The 21,294-nt window shown below is 61.4% G+C and carries 19 protein-coding genes; 1 reads left to right on the top strand and 18 read right to left on the bottom strand.

Annotation, left to right across the window (positions count from 1 at the left end):
• Nucleotides 1-238: 238 nt before the first annotated feature.
• Nucleotides 239-1,240, top strand: a complete 1,002-nt coding sequence (locus ACKFRY_RS06545) for an HNH endonuclease signature motif containing protein (RefSeq protein ID WP_408922515.1) — start codon at nt 239-241, stop codon at nt 1,238-1,240.
• A gap of 75 nt (nt 1,241-1,315) precedes the next feature.
• On the opposite strand, the gene ACKFRY_RS06540 is transcribed toward ACKFRY_RS06545, so the two are convergent.
• From ACKFRY_RS06540 to rsmH, 18 genes are all read right to left on the bottom strand, one after another.
• Nucleotides 1,316-1,537 (bottom strand): zinc-binding dehydrogenase, encoded by a 222-nt coding sequence (locus ACKFRY_RS06540; RefSeq protein ID WP_408922514.1) that lies wholly within the window; start codon nt 1,535-1,537, stop codon nt 1,316-1,318.
• Nucleotides 1,538-1,635: 98 nt separating this feature from the next.
• Nucleotides 1,636-2,811: a DivIVA domain-containing protein gene (locus ACKFRY_RS06535; protein ID WP_179386714.1), complete on the bottom strand. Its 1,176-nt coding sequence runs from the start codon at nt 2,809-2,811 to the stop codon at nt 1,636-1,638.
• A 203-nt stretch (nt 2,812-3,014) separates the two neighbouring features.
• Nucleotides 3,015-3,308: a YggT family protein gene (locus ACKFRY_RS06530; protein WP_150850916.1), complete on the bottom strand. Its 294-nt coding sequence runs from the start codon at nt 3,306-3,308 to the stop codon at nt 3,015-3,017.
• 75 nt (nt 3,309-3,383) lie between these two features.
• Nucleotides 3,384-3,836: a cell division protein SepF gene (locus ACKFRY_RS06525; RefSeq protein WP_005324522.1), complete on the bottom strand. Its 453-nt coding sequence runs from the start codon at nt 3,834-3,836 to the stop codon at nt 3,384-3,386.
• Nucleotides 3,837-3,940: 104 nt separating this feature from the next.
• Nucleotides 3,941-4,639, bottom strand: a complete 699-nt coding sequence (locus tag ACKFRY_RS06520; protein WP_408922513.1) for a YggS family pyridoxal phosphate-dependent enzyme — start codon at nt 4,637-4,639, stop codon at nt 3,941-3,943.
• Nucleotides 4,639-5,370 (bottom strand): peptidoglycan editing factor PgeF, encoded by a 732-nt coding sequence (gene pgeF / locus ACKFRY_RS06515; RefSeq protein ID WP_150850919.1) that lies wholly within the window; start codon nt 5,368-5,370, stop codon nt 4,639-4,641. Before pgeF ends, ACKFRY_RS06520 begins: the two co-directional genes overlap by 1 nt.
• Nucleotides 5,371-5,394: 24 nt before the next feature.
• The gene (gene ftsZ, locus ACKFRY_RS06510; protein ID WP_269953148.1) at nt 5,395-6,714 is read right to left on the bottom strand and encodes a cell division protein FtsZ; all 1,320 of its coding nucleotides are present in this window, start codon (nt 6,712-6,714) and stop codon (nt 5,395-5,397) included.
• A 313-nt stretch (nt 6,715-7,027) separates the two neighbouring features.
• Nucleotides 7,028-7,699 (bottom strand): cell division protein FtsQ/DivIB, encoded by a 672-nt coding sequence (locus tag ACKFRY_RS06505; protein ID WP_250409960.1) that lies wholly within the window; start codon nt 7,697-7,699, stop codon nt 7,028-7,030.
• Entirely contained in the window at nt 7,699-9,162 is a 1,464-nt protein-coding gene (gene murC, locus ACKFRY_RS06500) for a UDP-N-acetylmuramate--L-alanine ligase (RefSeq protein ID WP_408922512.1), read from the bottom strand. Before murC ends, ACKFRY_RS06505 begins: the two co-directional genes overlap by 1 nt.
• Nucleotides 9,163-10,263: an undecaprenyldiphospho-muramoylpentapeptide beta-N-acetylglucosaminyltransferase gene (gene murG, locus ACKFRY_RS06495; protein ID WP_005324514.1), complete on the bottom strand. Its 1,101-nt coding sequence runs from the start codon at nt 10,261-10,263 to the stop codon at nt 9,163-9,165. It lies immediately after the preceding gene.
• Nucleotides 10,264-10,286: 23 nt separating this feature from the next.
• The gene (locus ACKFRY_RS06490) at nt 10,287-11,687 is read right to left on the bottom strand and encodes an FtsW/RodA/SpoVE family cell cycle protein (RefSeq protein ID WP_408922511.1); all 1,401 of its coding nucleotides are present in this window, start codon (nt 11,685-11,687) and stop codon (nt 10,287-10,289) included.
• A gap of 29 nt (nt 11,688-11,716) precedes the next feature.
• The gene (murD, locus tag ACKFRY_RS06485) at nt 11,717-13,108 is read right to left on the bottom strand and encodes a UDP-N-acetylmuramoyl-L-alanine--D-glutamate ligase (protein WP_408922510.1); all 1,392 of its coding nucleotides are present in this window, start codon (nt 13,106-13,108) and stop codon (nt 11,717-11,719) included.
• Between the two features lie 42 nt (nt 13,109-13,150).
• Nucleotides 13,151-14,257 (bottom strand): phospho-N-acetylmuramoyl-pentapeptide-transferase, encoded by a 1,107-nt coding sequence (gene mraY, locus ACKFRY_RS06480; RefSeq protein ID WP_005328919.1) that lies wholly within the window; start codon nt 14,255-14,257, stop codon nt 13,151-13,153.
• Between the two features lie 30 nt (nt 14,258-14,287).
• Complete coding sequence (gene murF / locus ACKFRY_RS06475; protein ID WP_408922509.1) at nt 14,288-15,817, bottom strand: UDP-N-acetylmuramoyl-tripeptide--D-alanyl-D-alanine ligase; 1,530 nt, start codon at nt 15,815-15,817, stop codon at nt 14,288-14,290.
• Between the two features lie 2 nt (nt 15,818-15,819).
• Nucleotides 15,820-17,355, bottom strand: a complete 1,536-nt coding sequence (locus ACKFRY_RS06470) for a UDP-N-acetylmuramoyl-L-alanyl-D-glutamate--2,6-diaminopimelate ligase (RefSeq protein ID WP_408922508.1) — start codon at nt 17,353-17,355, stop codon at nt 15,820-15,822.
• Nucleotides 17,356-17,364: 9 nt separating this feature from the next.
• Nucleotides 17,365-19,236 (bottom strand): peptidoglycan D,D-transpeptidase FtsI family protein, encoded by a 1,872-nt coding sequence (locus tag ACKFRY_RS06465; protein WP_408923415.1) that lies wholly within the window; start codon nt 19,234-19,236, stop codon nt 17,365-17,367.
• Nucleotides 19,237-19,431: 195 nt separating this feature from the next.
• Nucleotides 19,432-20,229, bottom strand: coding sequence for a hypothetical protein (locus ACKFRY_RS06460; protein WP_408922507.1), 798 nt, complete (start codon nt 20,227-20,229; stop codon nt 19,432-19,434).
• Entirely contained in the window at nt 20,226-21,266 is a 1,041-nt protein-coding gene (gene rsmH, locus ACKFRY_RS06455; RefSeq protein ID WP_250409950.1) for a 16S rRNA (cytosine(1402)-N(4))-methyltransferase RsmH, read from the bottom strand. Before rsmH ends, ACKFRY_RS06460 begins: the two co-directional genes overlap by 4 nt.
• Nucleotides 21,267-21,294: the final 28 nt, after the last annotated feature.

The raw sequence follows: 21,294 nt of genomic DNA, 5'->3' as shown, positions 1-21,294 counted from the left end.
GGTACCACCCTGCTTGAGCCCGCAGGCTCCGCTTCGTTTCGGTGAAGGAGTTGACGGTCCCACCCGTTCAGTTCTACTGGGCCACACTGGCTGTTCTTCTGAATTGCTCCCCGGTGATGGCCGGATCACTGCGTGTAGGCCACAGTATAGCGCCCCAGAATCTTCGTGCACAAGAAGTTATCCACAGGCTAAAAACTTTCCCTTGTGGGGGCTTGCGCGGGGAAATAAATTGTGAGTCGTGAACGCGCTAGATACTTACCTCGCAGCCATGGCACCCGGGATGGACATCGTCCTCGGGTGCGCAGGCATGTCCGAGGACGACCTCTGCGCGCGTGGCGCCGCTGAAAAGACGGCCCGCGAGTTGGCATTGCTCAAAGAGGCGTACTGCGGCACGACCAAGTTCACAAGGAAGCGTCGTCGTGCTATCGAAGGAGCTCAGCACAATGGGCATTCCATCGTTGCGTTATCCATCATTGAAAAGTATGCACGCAAGATGCCCACGCTTTTCGACGCATGGGTCCTCCGCGAACAGCTATGCACCACCAAGGCCACAGCAGCGGCACTAGAAAAGCTGGCGCAATCCAAGGTTCCGAAGAAAAAGCGCAAGATAAAGCCTGGTATACGCATCATCCGCCGCAAGGATGCGCCGTGGACGTTAGCTATCGACGGCTCGTCCTCGTTCATTGCAGACCTCCACGCGGCGGTGGAAAACCAAGACAAAAAGCCGCTGGATGTGGTGGAAGATACCTTCTTCGGCAGCGATACGGGGCAACGCAGCACCGTGTTAACCAATGTCATCGTGCGGCTGGAGGACTACGTGCGCATCGTCAACGGTGATGGCGAGGAAATCACCTTGCAGATGACCAACGGAGCAACGCTTACGGGGGCGCAGTATGTGCGCCGCACGTTAAAGGAGCATGGGCTCATTACTCTGGTGAGCCCCTATGAAGGCGCGGTGAACCTGTACCGCACGGAGCGCTTCGCCAATGCCAAGCAGCGGTTGATGGCGGGCGCGGAAAATCCGGTATGCCCATGGCCGCGCTGCGCTAAGCCTGCCGACGAATGCCAAATTCACCATTTGGAGCCGTGGTTGCACGGTGGATTGACCAATATCGCGAACTTATCCACAGCCTGCGCGTACCACAATGGCGCGAACGATGACGATCCCAATGCCCCGCCGCTGCGCGGGCGACTTGCCCGAACCAACGGACGGATTCGGTGGCAACCGCCCGATTGCTAGAGCCCGACTGCAGAATAAGGCGCCTCGTGCGCCTTATTGGCATGCCTGCAACCGAAAGCTTTGGGTCTCGCGGCGTTAGTCCTCGCGGAAGGCTGCGCGCAGCGCCTCCTCCTCGGGGGATTCAGTTGACTTGGCTTTGTCAGCGCGATGTTTATGCGCCCAGTCCAGGATGAAGCACACGAGTCCGACGCCAGCGGCGGCAAACACGATATACAACGACCAGTCGGCTCCCGAGATAACGAAGTTGACCAAGGCCACGAATGCCACGAGGGCGAGAACTAAAGCGGCAACGAGCACAGTGGTTCCTTTCGGTAGGGGCGGGCTAAAGCACGACGGTCTAAAACAACAATAGCGCCCCCGCCGCGGTGGCGGGGGCGCTAGGAAGAAGGGGTGGCTTAGTTGTTGCCAGCCTCGCCGTTCGGTGCGGCGGTGCCGCGGGTAGCCAGCTCTTCCAGCTGAGACTCCAGCAGGGTCTTCAGGCGGGTGCGGTACTCGCGCTCGAAGGTGCGCAGCTCGGAGATGCGAGCCTCCAGCGCGGTCTGCTGCTGCTTGACGGTGTTCATAACCTCGGTGTGCTTGCGCTCGGCATCAGCCTGCAGCGAAGCAGCCTTCTCCTCAGCCTGGCGGATTTGCGCCTCAGCGCGGGAGGAAGCATCAGACTCGGTCTGCTTTGCCTTAGCCTCGGCGTCAGATACCAGCTTCTTGGAGCGGGAATCTGCATCCTGCAGCTGGGCGTCGTACTTCTTCTGGGCGTCGGCAAGCTGTGCCTTGGAGCGGGAATCTGCATCGGTCAGCTGCTTCTCGGCGGCGGTGCGCGCCTCGGACAGCATGGACTCGGACTCCGCACGAGCCTCGGAGGTCAGGCGGTCTGCCATCTCCTGTGCCAGTCCCAGAACGCGGGCAGCCTGCATGTGGGTTTCCGGGGTAGCCAGGCCATCGGCGGTCTGTGCAACACCAGCGCCTGCGATACCCGCTGCCGCTGCACCAGCCTTGGAGGAACCAGCTGCGGAAGCGGACTTCTTCAGCTCGTCGTTTTCCTTCTTGGAAGCCTCGAGGTCCTTCTTTGCCTGGGCTGCCTCGGCGCGAGCTGCCTCGGCGTCCTTCTTGGCCTGAGCCGCTTCATCGCGGGCTGCCTTCAGGTCTGCGGAAGAGGAAGCAGCAGCGGAGCCAGACGCCTGTGCCTTGGAAGCCTCAGCCTGGGCAGCCTTAACCTGCTCCTGTGCCTTCTTGGTCTCTTCCTTGGCACGGGAAACCTCGGACTTGGAGTCCGCCAGCTTGGTTTCGTACTCGGCGCGCAGCTTGGCCTCAATCTCCTTGCGCAGCGCAGCCTCATCGGTGCGGGTGGAAGCCGCAGTTGCGGTACCAGCAGCACCGGCGCCAGCACCCGCCTTGGCCTGGGAGTTCAAATCGCTAACCTGCGCCTGCAGGTCTTCGTTCTCATCCTGCAACTGGGCAAGGGCGTCCTCTACGAGGTCGAGGAACTGATCCACCTCGTCTTCGTTGTAGCCGCGCTTGCCAATCGGCGGCTTGCTGAACGCGACGTTGTGAACATCAGCTGGTGACAGTGGCATGTCTTCTCTTCCCCTTCAGGTTGGTACAACCCCGGAGCTTCCAGGGCCTTAGGAGTGCGGTTCAGGTCTAACTAAACCTTCCCCACAAAGGTACATGTGGTTCATAATACGGGTTATCGCGATTTATCGTAACCAAACGCCCACAATAATCGACGCCCCGCCGAGTCTCAACGTTTACCACAGGTTTCGAGGCGACGGGGGTGCTAAGTCAGGAAAATTATCCGCAAGATCATTGTGAGTATCGAGAGCAAGACGAACAGCACAAGCACCGATACATCAAGCGCTACGCCACCCATTTGCAGGGGCGGGATCAGGCGGCGCAACGCCTTGACCGGCGGATCCGTAATTACAAACAGAGGCTCCGCTACAACCATGAACCAGCGTGGAGGGTTGAACTGCCGCGAGAAGGACTGGATCATCTCAATAATGATGCGGGCGATGAGCACCCACGTATAGATCCGCACGAGCAGGATAAGAATAATTCCGAGTTGTGTCACAATGACCGAGCCTATCGAATAAACCCCCGCGGGTGCCCAATCGGCACCCCACGGGGGCCAAATGAACCGCGCCGCTTAGCGCAGGCCTGCGGCACGCTCGAGCTCGTGCTTTGCAATGTCCGCAGACTTCGGCACGATGGAAAAGACCTTGCGCTCAGTGTCCATGCCCTTGGTGAGGTTGAGCATACGCCCCTCCAGGCCGAAGCAGAGGCCGGCAGCGAAGTCGATGAAGCGCTTGGCGGTGGCCTTTTCGGCGTCGGTAAGCTCGAAGACCACGGCATCGCCGTCGCGGAAGGGCTCGCCTACCTTGGCGGCGTCATTGAAAGACGTCAGGGAAATAGCCACGATGGTCGGGACGAATTCCTCCTGTACCGGGGCCGGCTCGTAGGACTGCGGGGCGCGGCGAGGTGCGTAGGCCGAGGAGCTATTTTCGGAGTAACGCGGCTCCTCGTTGTAGTAGGCATCGTCTTCTTCGATGTCCACCGGGCCCAGCCCGAAGAAATCCTTCGTCTTATCAATGAATGACATTTTTGGGTCTCCCTCTGACCTAAATTTGTACAAGTCTAAACGCGTAAAATGTGTCTGGTGTGACTCATGTGATTTACGCCGTGAAATGCGCTTTTGCGATGTTTTTAACCTACTGGCCGCGGCCCCATGATACTGGTTCCGACACGCACGATATCACTGCCCGCAGCAATTGCCTCGGCCATGTCCGCACTCATGCCAGCAGAGAATTTCAGCGGTCGATTGAGCTCAGAGGATAAGCGATCTACCTCTCCGCGGACGTTTCGGAATACCTCACCAGCATCGGCGTCGAGAGGCGGAACGACCATGAGTCCGGCAAGTTCTAGATGCTGCGCTTCTTCTACGGCACGCACGAGCTCATCGAGTGCCTCAGGAGAAACACCACCGCGAGCACCATCACCGTCGGCGGAGACTTGGATAAATACCGGCAAATTGCTTTCGCGCTCGCCTCGTTCCTTGGCTAAGGAAACTCCCCGCTCCAGTGCGTGGGCCAGCTTGAGGGAATCAAGCGAATGCACGCTGGCTGCCCATCGGGCTACGTGGTTGGCCTTCTTGGTCTGGATTTGGCCAATCATGTGGAATCGCAGCTGCGGCAGCTCGGTGGCCTTGGCGCGGGCTTCTTGTTCCCGGTTTTCGGCGACGTCGGTAACTCCTAGCTCTGCCAGCAGGGCAATATCGGCAGCTGGGTGAAACTTCGTTACCGGCAACAGCTGCGGTGGTTTTCGCCCTGACTGCGCTGCTAGCCGTTCAATCTTGGCACGGGTGTCCGATAGGTTGTGTTCTAGCTGTGCCTTTCGGTCTGACATTACTTAGCCTCCAACCAAATTAGTCCAGCCTGGCGGCCGGTGGTTCCTTCGCGCCGATAGGAAAAGAAGTCTTCGTCTTCGATGGTGCAGCGCGGGTCGGATTCAATCGCGGTGATACCTAGCCCCATGAGCTGGCGAATCAGCCCTGCGCGCACATCGATGCCCCACGTGCCCTTCGACGTCCGAGTCTTGGAGCCGGGCAAGCGGCGCTCGACGTCAGTGGCCATTTCCTCAGGCACTTCGTAGTTCTTTCCCGAAGCAGCCGGCCCCATAACCACCTGAATGCGCTCGGGCTGTGCGCCCAGCTTCTGCATTTCGCGCACGGTATTGACCACAATGCCGTTGCGGGCGCCCAAGCGGCCGGCGTGGGCGGCAGCAATGACGCCAGCGGCGACGTCGACAAGCAGCACCGGCGTGCAATCCGCAACGAGAACGCCTAGCCCGAGGCGTCGCTGGGTGGTGACAATTGCGTCTGTGGCTGGCACGGGCTCGTCCTGTGGACCATCGACGACGGTGACGGTATTGGTGTGCAGCTGTTCCATCCACACGATGTCGTCCAGACCGGTCACGCGCTTCAGGCGCTCGCGGTTAGCGGCAACCGCGGCGGGGTCATCGCCGACGTGGTGCCCCAAGTTGAAGGAGTCGTATGGAATAGCAGACGCCCCGCCAGCACGGCTAGTAAAAACCATGCGGACGGGGCGTGTGGTGCGATGTTCCTCGTTTACTGGCATGCACACCAGCGTAGCGCTTTGCGCTTAGCGCATGAAGGAAGGCACGTCCAGATCGTCGTCGCCGTCATCGTCACGACGCTGGGATGGGCGGGACAAACGGTAGTCATCGCGGCGCTCCTCGCGGGAGAAACGGTCAGAGTTGGTGAACAGACCGCTAGATTCTGGGCGACGCTCCTCGGCAGGGCGCTGCGGGGTGTAGCGCTCTCGCTCCTGGCCGGCGCGCGGCTCGTAGGAGTGGCGCGGGGAGTAGTCATCCTGTGCCGGCTGAGCGGCAGCAGGCTGCGCCGGTGCCGGGGTGACGGGCTCTGCGGTCTCGCGCTGGCGATTGTCAAAAAGGGAGCCGGGCTTGCGCTGTTCCTGCTGCGGCTGCTGCTGCGCAGCGGCCTGGGTCATATTGGCCTCGGCATCGAAACCGGTGGCAATAATGGTGATGCGGATTTCATCACCCAGGGTGTCATCGATGATGGTACCGAAGATGAGGTTGACGTCTTCGTCAGCGCGCTCTTCCACCATGGAGGCAGCGGCGTTTACTTCGTGCAGGCCAAGATCGGAGCCGCCGGCGATGGACAGCAGCACGCCCTTGGCGCCTTCCATCGTGGATTCCAACAGCGGGGAGTTAATGGCTTGCTCAGCAGCGGTCATGGCGCGGTTATCACCGCGGGCGGAACCGATACCCATGAGCGCGGAGCCAGCGTCAGACATGACGGAGCGGACGTCCGCAAAGTCGACGTTGATCATGCCCGGGATGGTGATCAGGTTGGTAATACCCTGCACACCATTATGCAGCACCTCATCGGCAGCGCGGAAAGCCTCAACGATGGAGAGCTCTTCCCCACCGAGCTGCATCAGGCGATCGTTCGGGATGACGATGAGGGTATCGCAGACCTCGCGCAGCTCCTCAATACCGGCCATCGCCTGGCGGGTACGGCGAGCGCCTTCGAACTTAAACGGGCGGGTGACAACACCGACGGTCAGCGCACCCATCTTCTTCGCGATAGACGCCACGACCGGAGCAGCACCGGTGCCGGTGCCGCCACCCTCGCCGGCAGTCACGAAGACCATATCGGAGCCCTCGAGGGCGTCTTCAATTTCGGACTTGTGATCTTCCGCGGAGGTCTTGCCTACCTCAGGGTTAGCGCCGGCACCGAGGCCGCGGGTGGCTTCACGGCCAATGTCGAGCTTGGTATCTGCGTCAGAGAAGATGAGGGCCTGGGAGTCCGTGTTGATGGCGACGAACTGAACGCCCTTGAGGCCTTCTTCGATCATGCGGTTCACGGCGTTGACGCCGCCACCGCCGACGCCGACGACCTTGATATCCGCGAGATTGTTATTGGAAGAGATCATGTGAGTTGGTCTCACCTTTCGCTACTTTAAGTCTGCACGTGCATTAAACGAGGAATGTAATGCGCTCCGCCGAGGGCGAATCGCGTTCCTTTCCATCTTTAACGACAGCGGTGTAATTTTCACGCACATTTTCCGCGTGTCGAGACCCTCAAGTTCCACTTTAGGGTTTCTCACCTGCGGTTTTGCTTGTCACACCCGTATCATCCGCCCCATGGTTCAGGCACTGAAATGGGCCCGTGCAGCGCACACGCCTAAGCGGTGCTGCACGGGCCCACAAGCGCGATAGAAAGTACCCGCGGGGGCACCCGTCGCCCTATCCGCGGGTGGTGACCAACTCAGGGTTGGAAATATTCCACTCGCGGCCTTCCATCTTCAACACGGTGGCGAAGGCATGCGCCTTGTCCTCATCGTTGGAATCGCTGGCACCCCAGAAGATGCGCCGGTCATCTTTGGTGGTGAAAGTCAGCGAATATTCGCCCGCCACTTCCAGCTTTGCTACTTGGTTGCGGACGTCGTCGGAAAGCGCTGCAATCGCTCGCACCGCATCCTGGGTTTGCGGGGAGCCGCTATCGACGGAGCCCGTCACCTCAACCGCGCCCGCGGGAGGCTCAGCGGAGGTAAATTCCTCGCCTTTATCATCGATCAGGTAGGGCTTATTATCGCGCTTTACAAACGCCACGGCCTTGTGCTCGGCCACGTTGATGGTCAAGGTCGAAGGGAAATCGCGAGAGACTGTCACCGAATCGACCCAGTCCAATCCAGCAACGCCGGAAGCTGCCTCACGCGCGTTAACGCGCAGCAAGTTTTCGCCCTTGGGAACCCCAGAGGCTTCCTCCACCTGCGCGGGATCGAGCTGGTGGACGCCTTCGACGTGAAAATTGCGTACCTTCAGGACGGGAACTGTCCACATCACGGCGGCCGCTATGACGGCCACGGCGACAATTGCGGCGATGACCCCAGCGATGAGCTTTGCGGAGACGCGCACTAGCTTGCCCGCAATTCATCGAGGATTTCCGCCGCCACCATGGTTACCGAGCCAGCACCAATGGTCAGCACCACATCGCTTGGCTCCACCACCGACACGACGTCGCGGGCGGCGGCGGAAAAATCCGGCTCGAAAATGACCTGCATATCAGCGGGCATCTTATCGGTAATGATGCGGGAGGTAATTCCCTCCACGGGCTGTTCGCGGGCGCCGTAGATGTCGAGGACCACGGCGGCGTCGGCAAGCGAGAGTGCCTGGGCAAACTCGGCGTCGAATTCCATGGTGCGTGAGTACAGGTGCGGCTGGAAGCAGGCAATAACGCGCCCGCCGTGGCCTTCCGCCTCGACCTTGGCGCGTGCGGCCCGCAGCACTGCCGCAACCTCGGTGGGATGGTGCGCATAGTCATCGAAGACGCGCACGGGTTTGCCCTGCTTGTCGACGCTCCCCCGGTACTCAAAGCGCCGCCGCACACCACCAAAATCAGCCAATCCCTCGGCGATGGCGGCTGGAGCGCCACCGGAGAGCACGCCGGCGATCAAGGCACCCATGGAATTGAGCACCATGTGGTGGCCTGGAATTTGCAGCTCGTAGCGCACGGTTTCAGAAACGCCAGGAAGGTCGAGCTTGACGGTGGTGTCCATGCCTTCCGCGGTGGTCTCTTCGCGGACCAGCTCGGCGGCCAGCGGCACGGTAGAGGTGAAAGACTTCTCCGCCGAGCCGTAGGCCACGACGTTGATGCCGCGCTCCAGCGCCCGCTCGCCAGCCCGGGCAGCGTGCTCGTCTTCAGCGCACACAACGAGATAGCCGGTCTCCGGAGTGACCAAGTCAGCAAAGTCATCAAAAACTTGGAAGTAGGCTTCCTCGCCGTGGAAGAAGTCGAGGTGATCGGGCTCGATGGTGGTGAGCACCGCAACATCGGGGCTATAGCGCAGCAGGGAGGCATCAGATTCATCGGCCTCGGCGACGAAAGCTTCCCCGGTGCCACCGTGGGCATTGGTGCCCGCGCGATTGAGCTGGCCGCCGATGGCGAAGGAAGGATCGAGACCCGCGTGTTGCATCGCGCTCACGGTCATGGACGTGGTGGAGGTTTTGCCATGGGTGCCAGCCAGCAACACCTGCTTGTGGCCTTCCATCAAGGCGGCGAGCAGATCGGAGCGGCGAATTACCGGAATATCGTTATCCTTTGCGGCCACTAGCTCCGGGTTGTCTTGGGGAATGGCGGCAAAAGAAGTAACCACGACGGTGGGCAGTTCGCCAGACAGTCGCAGGTTTTCTGCGGCGTGGCCGATGGCGACTTTGGCACCCATGGTGCGCAGCACCTCAACCGGGGTGGAGTCTTTGACATCGGAACCTGTGACCACTCCGCCGCGAGCGGCGAGGATTCGCGCGAGCCCCGACATGCCGGAACCACCAACGCCGATGAGGTGGACGCGGCGCAGATCGTAGTGTGCGGGATCGGTCATTTACTTGTCCTTCCTTCCAGCGGCGTCTTCGGCCTCGGATACGCGGGCGGCGATGCGGTCTGCGATGGTATTGGCCACGTCCCCAGCGCTGGCATGGGCGGCGGCGTGCGTCATCGACTCGAGGCGTTGCGGGTCATCGAGAATGCCGCGCACCTCGGAGATGAGTCGCTCTGCGGTCAGCTCCGCGTCCGGGATCTGGATGGCGGCGCCTGCCTCGACCACGTCGCGGGAATTGAGCGCCTGTTCGCCATTGCCGTGCGGCAGCGGAACGTAAATGGCCGGCAAGCCTGCGGCGGATACTTCGGCAACGGTCATGGCGCCGGAGCGGCACACGACGAGGTCGGCTACCGCAAGGGCGGAGCCCATGTCCTCGATATACGGCAGTGCGGCGTAGTTCGGGTGTTCTGCGGGCGGGTCATTCTTCTTGCCGTAGGCGTGCAGAAGCTGGAAGTCCTGTGCCAAGTCCTCTACCGCTCCGGCAACAGCGCGGTTGATGCTGGCCGCGCCTTGGGACCCGCCGGTGATAAGAATGGTGGGAAGCTCGGACAGGTTCCACTTGGTGCGCGCGTCTGCGGCCAGGTTGCCATTCGGGTCCTCCGCCAAGCTCGGGCGAACGGGGATGCCGACGACCTCGCCCGGCATGCCAGAATCCGGGTGGGCGTTGAGTCCGATGCCACCCATCTTTACACCGAGCTTATTGGCCATTCCAGCCAAGGCATTGGTCTCGAGAACATAGAACGGGATGCCGAGGGATCGCGCAGCGATATAGGCCGGCCCGGCCACGTAGCCGCCGGTGCCAAAGACGACATCCGCTTCGACATCCTTGAGTACCTGCTTGGCCTCCCCCACCGCGCGGGAGAGGTTGAACGGTAGCTTGAAGAGCTGCGCGTTGACCTTGCGCGGGATTGGCACGGGGGTAATCAGGCTAAGGTCCACGCCGCGGGCGGGAATGATATCGCGCTCGAGGCCCTTTTCGGTACCGAGAGCGGTGATGCGTGCGCCGTGGCGCTCGCGCAAAGCTTCGCCCACGGCGAGGGCGGGTTCAATGTGTCCGGCGGTGCCGCCACCTGCGATGACGACGGAAATAGGCGTGGAATTCATAGCCTAAAGGCTACCAGCGCCACCTAGCGATAGCGGCGCTCGGCGCGCGGATAGCGGCGGCCGCTTCCGGTCACGGGGCGTCCAAAACGCTCCTCGCGCACGCGGGATCGCGGTTCCTGCGGACGAGCGTGACGACCCTGCTGCTTCTTCTTCGGCTTCGGCACCGGCTGCGGCTCGCCGATGAAAAAGAGGCGGTCGAACAGTGGGCGGCCGAAATTCTGCATGGCGGAAATCTGCATCGGCTCATGACGCGCCACGTTGCACAAGATGCCCATCGAACCGATCGTGATGATCGCCGCGGTACCGCCGGCGGAAATCATGGGCAGCTGAATACCGGTCACCGGCAGCAGGCCAATGACGTAACCGATATTCACGAAGGCCTGCGTGACCACACCGATGGTCAGCGTTGCGGCCAGCAGGGACTGGAACTGGTTCTGCGCGCGCATCGCGGTGCGCAGGCCCACATAACCCAAGGCGGCGAAAAGCACGATGACGAGCGCACCGCCCCACCAACCGAGCTCCTCGCCCACGATGGCGAAAATAAAGTCATTCTTCGCCTCGGGCAGGTAGAACCACTTGGCACGAGATTGGCCGATGCCTACGCCCCAGAAGCCGCCGTCGGCAAGCGAGAGAAAGCCCTGATAGGACTGGAAACCCGTACCTTGAGTATCGGAGATATTGCCTACGAGGGCATCGAAATAGGTGTGGAAGCGGTTGGACCGGAAGCCGCCAGAAAGGAAGATAAACAGCAAACCGCACACGGCTGCGACGCCGATGGTCGCCGGAACGCGCCAGTCGACACCCGCGAAAATCAGGGTGAAGACAACCACGAGGGCCAAGGACAAAGCCATACCGAAGTCGCCCTGCAAGACGATGAGCAAGAACATAACGCCGGCAATGAGGGAGTACATCATGAAGGGATCCGTTACCTTCATGGATTTGTGCTCCTTATCCGCCAATACGGTCGCACCAAACATGCCTACGGCGATGCGGGCAAGCTCCGAGGGCTGCAGGGAGAACGGTCCCAAGTAAATCCAGGACTGGGAACCTACCTCCTCGCGGCCGGTGCCCACGCCGGGGATCAGCACGGCGATGAGCAAAATGATGGACAAGCCCACAATCCACGGCACGCATTTGCGCAGGGTATGCGGCGACACCTTGAGGCCAAACCAAAAGGCAACGAGGCCCAAGAACACCATCACGCACTGGCGCAATGCCTGGTTCCATACGCCGCCGTCTTCTGTCAAAGAGGTGGCCATGGAGGAGGAAAAGACCATGAGCACGCCGATGCCGACGAGGAAAAAGATGATAAAGCGCAGCAGCTGGTAATCAAGGCCTGCTTCCTGTCGGGCTCGCTCGCGCAGGTCGCGAACGCGGTCGCCAAAACTCTTGGAGCGCGGGCGCTGCTGGGAGGTGGCCGTCATGTGTTCTCCTGATCCTTAAATCTAAAGCTCTACTTACGGGTAAGCTCCCGCGCGGCCGCGGCGAAAACATCACCGCGTTGAGCCATGCCGGTATACATATCCAACGATGCCGCAGCGGGCGCCAAAAGAACGGTATCCCCGGCGTCGGCGTGTTGCAGTGCAGCCTCCACCGCAGCATGCATGGCTGCGACAGGCTCCTGCGTTTCGATGACGTCCACCGGGGCATGCGGCGCGTGCGCGGCGAGTGCCCGGGCAACCTCTTCCCTATCCACGCCTAGGACTACCGCGGCCTTGATGTGGGCGGCGTGCTTGGCGACGAGCCCGTCTACCTCCGCGCCCTTCAACTGCCCACCAGCAATCCAGACCACGGAATTGAGCCCCTTGAGCGCCGCATCCGCCGCGTGCGGGTTGGTGGCCTTGGAATTATCGATGAAGGTGATGCCGGAATGCTCATGAACCACAGCGCCGCGGTGCCCGGCGACGGTATATGCGGCCAGCCCCTGCGCAATGGACTCCGGGGTGGCGCCTGCCAGACGCGCGACGCTGGCTGCGGCCGCAGCGTCGAGGACACCTGCCAGGCCGGCGGGCTCAATGCCCTCTGCGGACGCGAGAACCTCGCGCTGCTCGTTAAGCCGCGAGACAAGGCGGCCGGCGCTTACGCCCACCTCTCCCTGTGTGGGTTCAGCGGCGGTAAAGCCGTAGAAGTCTGTGGTATCCGCGGCGTAGCGGACCGCCTCGGCGTCATCTTTGCCCACCACAGCGACGTCACCGGAGAGCACCTTGGCCTTCGCGCGGGCATAGGCATCGAACGAACCATGCCAATCCAGGTGATCGTCTGCCAGGTTCAGCAACACGCCCACATCCGGGCGCAAGTGGCTGGACCAATGCAACTGGAAAGAAGATAGCTCGGCGCAGAGAACGTCGACGCGAGGGGTGGCCGTGAGGGCGTCGAAAAGCGACACGCCGATATTTCCCACCGCCAGTGCGCGCTTGCCGGTGCGATTGGCATCAGCCTGCATGATCTGGGCCAACATACCGGTAGTGGTGGTTTTGCCGTTGGTTCCGGTAACTACCAGCCAGGTGCGCGGCGCCCCGAAGACGCCCGCACGATCCAGGCGGTAGGCCAGCTCCACGTCACCGATAACCTCTACCCCAGCGTCCTGGAAAGCAACCAACAAAGGCGAATCGGGACGCCAGCCCGGCGAAGTAACCACAAGGTCAAAATCGCCTTGGGCGGCAGAATCGACGTAGACGGTTGCTACCCCGTATTCCTCCGCCAATTCCGCCAGCGCGGTCTCGTTGGAATCTGCAACGGTGGTATCCACCCCGAGGCTTGCCAGCATAGCGACGCAACCGCGCCCCGATACTCCCGCCCCGGCCACGAGCACTCGCCCGCGCAACGAGGATGGCAACTCGGTCATCTCTATTCCTCTTTCCTCGATAAAGCTAAAAAGGCGTGAGTCTTAGGAAGCAAAGCCGACGGCGGACAGCCAGTCGCCGTAGAAGATGCATACGCCAGCGATAGCGGCCATGGCGCTTAGCAGCCAGAAGCGGGTGACCACGGCGGTCTCGGCCCAGCCACCATTTTCAAAGTGGTGGTGGATGGGCGCCATGCGGAAGAAGCGCTTTCCGGTGCTGCGGAAGACGATGATCTGGATAACTACGGAGACCGTCTCAATCACGAAGATGGCGCCGATGATGATCATGAGCAGTTCGGTGCGAGTCGTCACCGAGAGGCCGGCGACGAGGCCGCCGAGCGCAAGCGAACCGGTATCGCCCATGAAGATCTTTGCCGGTGCGGCATTCCACCACAAAAAGCCCAAGCAACCGCCCAGGCCGGCTGCAGCCAGCACAGCCAAATCGAGCGGATCGCGAACTTCATAGCACCCTGCCGCTGGCGAGACGGCGCAAGAGTTGCGGAATTGCCAGAAGGAAATCAGTGCGTAGGCGCCCATCACCATCGCGGTGGTGCCGGCGGCCAAGCCGTCGAGTCCGTCGGTGAGGTTCACGGCGTTCGACCACGCAGCAATGAGTAGATAGAGGAAGACCAGGAAAACAATGGTGCCGATGATGGCGCCGCCCACGGCGATGTCGAAGGTTTCAAAATCGCGAACGAAGGAAAGGTTGGTAGACGCTGGGGTCAACCCGTGCTCGTCTGGGAACTGCAGCGCCAGGATGCCGAAGATGAGCGCCACGGCCAGCTGACCTACCAGCTTGGCGGTCTTGTTCAGGCCGAGGTTGCGCTTTTTGAACAGCTTGATGAAGTCATCGGCAAAACCCAGACCGCCCAGGCCCATGGTGAGGAAGTAGACCAAAAGACCGGAGGGGCTAAAACCACCGTTACCGGTCACGCGGGCATAAATTCCTACCACGAGGTAGGCCACGGTGATGGCCAGCAAAATCGCCAGTCCGCCCATGGTGGGGGTGCCGCGCTTGCGCAGGTGCAGCTGCGGTCCGTCCTCGCGGATTTCTTGCCCCTTGCCTACACCGGAAAAGTAGCGCACCAACATGGGAGTGGTAAAGATCGCGACGAGGAAGCTGAGGATGCCCGCGATAATGATCTGAGTCATTGCTAGAGGTCTTTCTCCTTGTACTGAGGACTAACGGCGATTGAGCTGTTCTGCCACGCGCCACAGGCGCTGGGCATTCGATGACTTGATGAGGACTACATCTTTGGCCTCGCGCCCCGTCCAATCTTCGATGCCGGCAGGCGCTACCCTAATGATGTCTTCGACCGCCGCCGCAGCGGCGTCAACATCCGGGCTGATAGTAGTATTTATACCCCGCGCCTGTGCGGCCTCAACCATGGCCCTCATATTATCGTTGTCTCCCACGGCCACGAGGTGGTCAACATGGTACTTGGAAAGCACCTCTCCCAATGCGCGGTGGGCGGCCACTGCTTCTCCGCCGAGCTCGCCCATCTCACCGAGCACGGCGATGGCGCGGGCATCCGGTCGGGCGGCCGAGGTATAGGCCAGCGCAGCAATGGCCGCGTGCATGGAATCGGGGTTGGCGTTATAGGAATCATCGATGGTGGTTACTCCATCGCGGCGGGTACGCACGTCCATGCGGTGTTCCGAGGCATTCTGGTGCCCGGATAGCGCGTTGGCTACCACCTGCGGGTCCATGCCCGATTCGATGGCCGCGGCGGCCGCTGCCAAAGCGTTAGAAACCTGGTGCTTGCCAAAGACCTGCAGCTTCACCGGAAGTGGGTCCGTTCCCGGCGCATGCAGCACAAACGAGGGGCGGGCGACGTCATCGAGCTGGATATCGCTGGCGTAGTACTGGGCGTCGGAAGCCGGCGGCTTATTGGCCGAGTAGTAGACGACCTTGGCTGAGGTGCGCGGTGCCATGCCCGCGACGAAGGGATCATCGGCATTGAGCACGGCGACGCCGCCCTCAGCGGCCGAGGGCAAGGCTTCCACGAGCTCGCCTTTGGCCTGGGCAATATTCTCGCGGGAGCCAAACTCACCCAAGTGTGCGGTACCAACATTGAGTACCACGCCGACGGTGGGCGCGGTGATGGTGGTCAGATGGCGGATATGACCGATGCCGCGGGCAGACATTTCGGCAATCAGGAAACGGGTGTGCTCATCGCAGCGCAAAGCGGTATACGGCAGGCCGACCTCGTTATTAAAGGAGCCGGGAGGAGCGACGGTGTCGCCCTCAGCGCGGAAGATTGTGGCCAGTAGGTCCTTGGTGGAGGTCTTTCCGGCCGAGCCGGTCACGCCGACGATGTCTAGGCCCTGCTCGGCGGTCAGGCGGCGCGTGACTTCTCTCGCGATATCGGATAGCGCCTGCACCACCGCGGCGGCCGAGCCGTCCTCGTCGTGGGCATAAATATCGGCATTGGCGGCATCACCGGTAACGCGGCCTTGCGGCTTGACGACGACCGCCGGAACCCCCACCGGCCGCGCCGCCAGCACCGCCACTGCGCCCTGCTCGATGGCCTTTTCTGCATAGTCGTGGCCATCCACTCGGGCACCAGGCAGGGCAAGGAAGAGCCCGCCCTTTGTCACCTTGCGGGAATCGAATTCGATGAACCCGGTAACGCGCTGGTCTGGGTCAGACACGCAATCGAGGCTGCCCCCGGTGATTTCGGCAATATCGGCAATAGAAAGTGGAATCATGTCTACTCCTTCGCATCCCCAAGGGTATCGCGGTGCGGGGCTCCGGCCAGCTTTTCCTCGATAGCGCGGGCCATTTCCTCGCGGTCATCAAAGTGCAACGTCTTTCCGTTCACGAGTTGTCCCACCTCGTGGCCCTTGCCCACGACGATGACAGCATCGCCCGGCTCGGCCCAATCGACGACCTCATCGATGGCACGGGCGCGGGAGCCTACCTCGCGGATATCGCCTTCTGGGGCGGCGTCACGTGCGCCCGCCATCACCGCCGCGCGAATGGTGGCGGGGTCCTCGGAGCGAGGGTTGTCATCGGTCACCACGGTGAGGTCTGCGCGGCTGGCTGCGGCTGCGCCCATGATGGGGCGCTTAGAGCTATCGCGGTCTCCGCCGGCGCCGACGACAATGCCGACGCGGCCTTTGGTTCCCTCCAGCTGGCCGCGCAGGGTGTCGAGCACCGCAGCGATGGCCGCGGGCTTATGCGCGTAGTCCACCACGGCCACAAAGTCTTGGCCGCGGTCGATGCGCTCCATGCGGCCGGGGACTGCGACCTTCTCCACTCCCGATAGGAACTCCGCTGGGTCCTCTCCTACCGCGGTGGCCATGCCGAGTGCCAAGCAAGCATTGGCGATATTGAACTCGCCAGGCAGCGGCAGCCGGAAGGTGAAATCAGCGCCGTCATAATTCAGGGCTACCTCCTGGGCACCGGTGGCCTCAGTGGCGGTTTGGCGCGCGCTAATCGTGGCCGCAGCGCCCTGGGTGGCAACCGTAGTCACTGGGTGGTCGGTGCTCTTGGCGACGCCGCGCATGCGCTCGCCCCACTCATCATCGATGCAGAGGACGGCCCGCTCGGCCGCCTGTTCCCCAGCAAAAAGCTTCGCCTTAGCCTGGAAGTAGTCCTCCATGGTGGGATGAAAATCGAGGTGGTCCTGGCTCAGGTTCGTAAACCCGCCTACCGCAAACCGAGTTCCGCGCACGCGTCCCAGCTCCAGCGCATGCGAGGACACTTCCATCACCACGTGGGTAACGCCCTCGTCCTTCATGCGCGCGAAAAGCTCTTGCAGGGTCGGCGCCTCAGGTGTGGTGAGCGACGTGGGGACCGGCGTGCGGTTGATACGGGTACCGGTGGTTCCGATAAGGCCCACGGAATGCCCGGCGTGGAGCAGGCCAGCTTCCAGTAGGTAGCTGGTGGTGGTCTTGCCGGAGGTGCCGGTAACGCCGATAACCGTCAAGTCTCGGGTGGGGTGGCCGTAAATCTCGGCGGAAATGGGGCCGAGCACGGCACGAATATCCTCCACCACCAAGATGGGGCGGGTCTCTTGGGCTTCGGTAAGCAGGTCGAGCCCGGCGGCGTCGGTAAGCACAGCTGCAGCCTTGGTATCGCGAGCGAACTGCGCGCCGTGTACGCGCGTGCCCGGCAAGGCAGCAAAGAGCGCGCCTTCCGGCAAACGGGAAGAATCCAGCCCGCACGCGGCGACCTCCACGGAGGCATCACCAATGACGCGGCCGCCAGAAAGCTGGGCGAGAGTATCCAAAGAAACGGTCATACTAAGCTCCTATTGTGCCCGCAGGGTCAGCCGCGGTGCTGGTTTCGAAGTCGGAATATTGTCACGATTAAGTAGCCAGGAGGCGATATCGCGGAAGATAGGTGCCGCCGACTGGCCGCCGCCTCCATTGTCCTCCACGCCGGACTTGGGTTCATCCAACATGACGGCAACAACGAAGCGCGGATCATCGGCCGGCGCGATGCCGGCAAAGGTGATCCAATAGGCGGAATTCGAATACGCCCCAGTATTTGGGTCCACCTTCTGGGCCGTACCGGTCTTACCGGAAAGCTGGTAGCCCTTAAGCTGCGCATTGCCGGCCGTACCATTTTGCAGACCCGCATCATCGTCTTGGAAGACGGCGCGGAACATATCCACCGTGGTCTTGGCAGTCTCCGGACTTACCACCTGGTTCTTTTCCGGTTCCTCTAGCTTTTCGTCCTTGCCGTCCGGCCCCTTGACCGAGTCAATGATGCGCGGCTCGATACGCTCGCCGCCATTGGCCAACGCTTGGTACACGCTGGCCATCTGCAAGGTGGTCCACGACTGGCCCTGACCAATAGGCAGGTTAGCGAAGGTGCCGCCGGACCATTGCTCCAAGTCTGGGACGCTGCCGGCCGATTCGTTCGGCAGCTCAATACCGGTGGTATTGCCCAACCCAAACTTCTTGAGGTACTCGGCGTACTTTTCTTGGCCCAACTTATCGGCGATCATCAAGGTGCCGACGTTGGAGGACTTACCAAAGATGCCGGTGGTGGTATACGGCTCGGTGCCGTGTTCCCAGGCATCGTTGACCGTCACGCCCGCCATATCGATGGAACCGGGGACCTGGTGCACCTCATCCGGGGTGGTCACGCCCTCCTGCAGTGCAGCAGCCGCGGTAACCACCTTGGCTACAGAACCCGGTTCATAAGGATGGGAGACGCTGCGGTTTTCAAAGTCCTTGCCCTCATCAAGCTGATCCTCAACATTCTTATTGGGATCCACGGTATCGGTATTAGCCATGGCGAGGACCTGGCCGGTTGCAGCATCGAGGACCACTGCTTCCGCACCAGAAGCCTTGGAGTTGGCCTTGGCCTTTTCCAGCTTCTGCTGGACGTAGGTCTGCAGGTCCAGATCCAAAGTGAGGGTGACGTCGCGACCATCAACGGTATCCACGACGTCACGCAACGTGCCCGGGATCACCTGGCCATCTGCGGATACGTCCTCGGTGGACTGGCCGTCAATGCCAGTAAGTTCCGTATCGCGCGCGGCCTCGAAACCGAACTGGCCATGGCCGTCCATCGATACCTTGCCCACAACGTTTTCACCAATGGCGCCGTTGGGGTATTGGCGGATGTCTTGGCGGTCCGCTGCCACTCCGTGGTACTTATTGGCGATCTCTACGGCAACATCCGGATCGACATTGCGCACCAGTACCTCATACTGGGTATCGGCTTTGAGCTTATTGAGGATGTCGTCCTTATCTACCTTGGAGGTCGAGGCGCCGGAATCTTCAATCAGCTTCGGGATTCCCTCAGACATGTCCTTGAGGGTCTCCTCCATTTTCTGGGTGAGGAAGCTATCCAGCTTCTCATCATCCATGCCCTCCGTCGAGCCATCTTTTTGGGCCTCAATCTCGGCCTTGTCTTTTAGCTCATCGCGCAGGCGGGTCGGTGAGACGGTCAAGGAACGAGACTTCATCGTGTAGGCCAAGCGCTGGCCATCGCGGTCTAAGATCTCTCCCCTGCGGGCCGGCTCGATATAAACGCGCTCGCGCTGCGTTACGGCCTTGGCGGAAAGGTCCGGGCCCCACACAAGCTGTACCCAGGCCAAGCGGCCAGCGAGGACGACCATCGCCACGAGCACCACGGATACGATGATGCGCAGGCGTTTGCGCATCATCTTCTTTTGCGGCACCGCGGAGCTGGTCGAGCGGCGCGGGCGGCGCCTAGCCTTACTTGGCGTAGTCACAGTCCAGTGTCACCTTCCCTATTTCCGCCACAATTTCTTGCGTGTATTGATTGTGCCCTACAAAAGTGAGAATGCCCGCGCCACCACGCGCGAGCATCATCTTTTTCACCGATTATTCTTCTCTAGCTACTCGGCGCGGCTGGCATACGGCGCACGGGCCGGAAGGTTGGGCCGCGCAGTGTCCTGGGCGGCGCCGGCATCGCTGGTCTCACGGTCCGAGTTGCGGTCGCCGGCATCGCCACCATTGCTGGTGCGCTGCTGTCCCTGTGGCACGGCATTGAGGGAATCCGACATCCCCTCCGTATCCTTTGGGTCGCTGGAAGCCTGGCCCGGGCGGATTGGTTCACCGTTGACATCAATAAGCTTTTCGGTATCCGGGGTGCCTTCGCGCTTGTCGACGATCTTTCCATCGCCGCCGACTTCCGCAATGCCCGGCTGCTTGGGAATAGCCATTCCCATTTCGTCCGCGCGGCGCGCAATATCAGCAGAAGAGCTGAGATTTTCTGCATCGCGGTTGAGGGTCTCAATCTGGTTATCCAGTTGGGAATTCTGCACGGTCAGCTGCTGGATGGCAAAGGTTTGCTTGGTGGACAGACCGGACAGCCACATGGCCAAGGCCACGCCGACGATAAGCAGCGTGAGAGAAATGACGCCCAACCGGGTTAGGAGCCCGTTCTTCTTCGTCTGCGGCTGCAGCTGACGGCCGCGGAAGCTCACTACCTGCTTCGAGCCTAGGCGCTTCGTGCTGCGGTGCGGCACGCGAGTGCGGCTCGGGGCACGCTTAGTGCTGGGACGCTCGCGCAGCGCCGTCGGGGCTCCGGTATCGATTCCGGTGGTGAAGTCTCGGCTGGCGCCCATGGTGCGAGTGGCCTCTCTGTCGCGGCTGTCAGTCTTTAGGTGGTTGCGGCGTGGGATGGTGCTCATTGCCTGCCTCCCGGCGGTAGAAATTCTGGCATTCCCTCGAGTCTTTCGATGGCACGAACACGCACCGACGCGGCTCGCGAATTTTCCGCGACCTCCTCTTCAGAGGCCTTTTCCGCCCCGCGCGTAACGATCTTGAACTTCGGCGCGGTGCCTGGCAGATCCATCGGCAGCCCAGCCGGCGTCTTGGAAGTGGTCAGTTCTTTGAAGGCTGCTTTAACGATGCGGTCTTCCAAAGATTGGTAGCTCATGAATACGGCACGGCCGCCTTCTGAAAGCGCCTGGGTTATGACCGGCAGGACATTTTCGATAGCTTCCAACTCGCGATTGACCTCAACCCGCAGCGCTTGGAAGGTGCGCTTGGCGGGGTGCCCTCCGGTACGGCGGGTCGCAGCGGGAATGACATCATAAAGCAGCTCAACGAGCCGCGCGGAGTTCTCGAAAGGCTCCTTGTCGCGCTCTTTCAACACGGCAGAGGCAATTTTTCCCGCGAAACGCTCATCACCATAGGTTTTGAGGACGCGAGCCAAGTCACCGTGCGAATAGGTATTAAGCACATCCGCCGCAGTAATCCCCTGCGAAGGGTCCATGCGCATATCCAGCGGTGCATCCGCCTTATAAGCGAATCCGCGGTCAGCCTGGTCTAGCTGCATGGAGGAAACACCAAGGTCAAAAAGGGCGCCGGCAATGCCTACGGTGCGGGCCGAATCAAAGATGTCGCCGTCGCCTTCCGCGATGGCGCTGCCCAGCTCATCGAATCGTGCATTAACGCCGACAAAGCGATCGCCATAGGGCGCAAGACGTTCGGATGCATTGCGCAGCGCCTGCTTATCGCGGTCAACGCCTATGACTCGAGCCTCGGGGAAAGATTCCAGGAAGTAGCGAGTGTGGCCACCGGCGCCCAGGGTGGCGTCGAGAAGCACTGCCTTATCCCCCGCCGCTTCTACCTGGGGGCGCAGGAGATCAGCCATGCGCTCGCGCATGACCGGCACGTGGCCGTGGTTTTCGGCCACATCATAATTTAGGTCTTTGGTAGCCATGTCTCCCCGCAACCCCCTTTCTCAAATT

It is taken from the genome of Corynebacterium tuberculostearicum (assembly GCF_046097255.1).
Lineage (GTDB): Bacteria > Actinomycetota > Actinomycetes > Mycobacteriales > Mycobacteriaceae > Corynebacterium > Corynebacterium tuberculostearicum_J.
The sequence above is the reverse complement of the archived record's forward strand: the minus strand, read 5'-3'. Positions and strand labels throughout refer to the sequence as shown.

Coding starts and splice junctions, on each gene's coding strand:
- mraY (WP_005328919.1), bottom strand. CDS start 14,257: ATGACTCAGATCATTATCGCGGGCATCCTCAGCTTCCTCGTCGCGATC.
- ACKFRY_RS06470 (WP_408922508.1), bottom strand. CDS start 17,355: ATGACCGTTTCTTTGGATACTCTCGCCCAGCTTTCTGGCGGCCGCGTC.
- ACKFRY_RS06490 (WP_408922511.1), bottom strand. CDS start 11,687: ATGACGGCCACCTCCCAGCAGCGCCCGCGCTCCAAGAGTTTTGGCGAC.
- murG (WP_005324514.1), bottom strand. CDS start 10,263: ATGAATTCCACGCCTATTTCCGTCGTCATCGCAGGTGGCGGCACCGCC.
- ACKFRY_RS06525 (WP_005324522.1), bottom strand. CDS start 3,836: ATGTCATTCATTGATAAGACGAAGGATTTCTTCGGGCTGGGCCCGGTG.
- ACKFRY_RS06465 (WP_408923415.1), bottom strand. CDS start 19,236: ATGATGCGCAAACGCCTGCGCATCATCGTATCCGTGGTGCTCGTGGCG.
- ACKFRY_RS06535 (WP_179386714.1), bottom strand. CDS start 2,811: ATGCCACTGTCACCAGCTGATGTTCACAACGTCGCGTTCAGCAAGCCG.
- ftsZ (WP_269953148.1), bottom strand. CDS start 6,714: ATGATCTCTTCCAATAACAATCTCGCGGATATCAAGGTCGTCGGCGTC.
- murD (WP_408922510.1), bottom strand. CDS start 13,108: ATGACCGAGTTGCCATCCTCGTTGCGCGGGCGAGTGCTCGTGGCCGGG.
- rsmH (WP_250409950.1), bottom strand. CDS start 21,266: ATGGCTACCAAAGACCTAAATTATGATGTGGCCGAAAACCACGGCCAC.
- ACKFRY_RS06520 (WP_408922513.1), bottom strand. CDS start 4,639: ATGTCAGACCGAAAGGCACAGCTAGAACACAACCTATCGGACACCCGT.
- ACKFRY_RS06460 (WP_408922507.1), bottom strand. CDS start 20,229: ATGAGCACCATCCCACGCCGCAACCACCTAAAGACTGACAGCCGCGAC.
- murF (WP_408922509.1), bottom strand. CDS start 15,817: ATGATTCCACTTTCTATTGCCGATATTGCCGAAATCACCGGGGGCAGC.
- pgeF (WP_150850919.1), bottom strand. CDS start 5,370: ATGCCAGTAAACGAGGAACATCGCACCACACGCCCCGTCCGCATGGTT.
- murC (WP_408922512.1), bottom strand. CDS start 9,162: ATGACCGATCCCGCACACTACGATCTGCGCCGCGTCCACCTCATCGGC.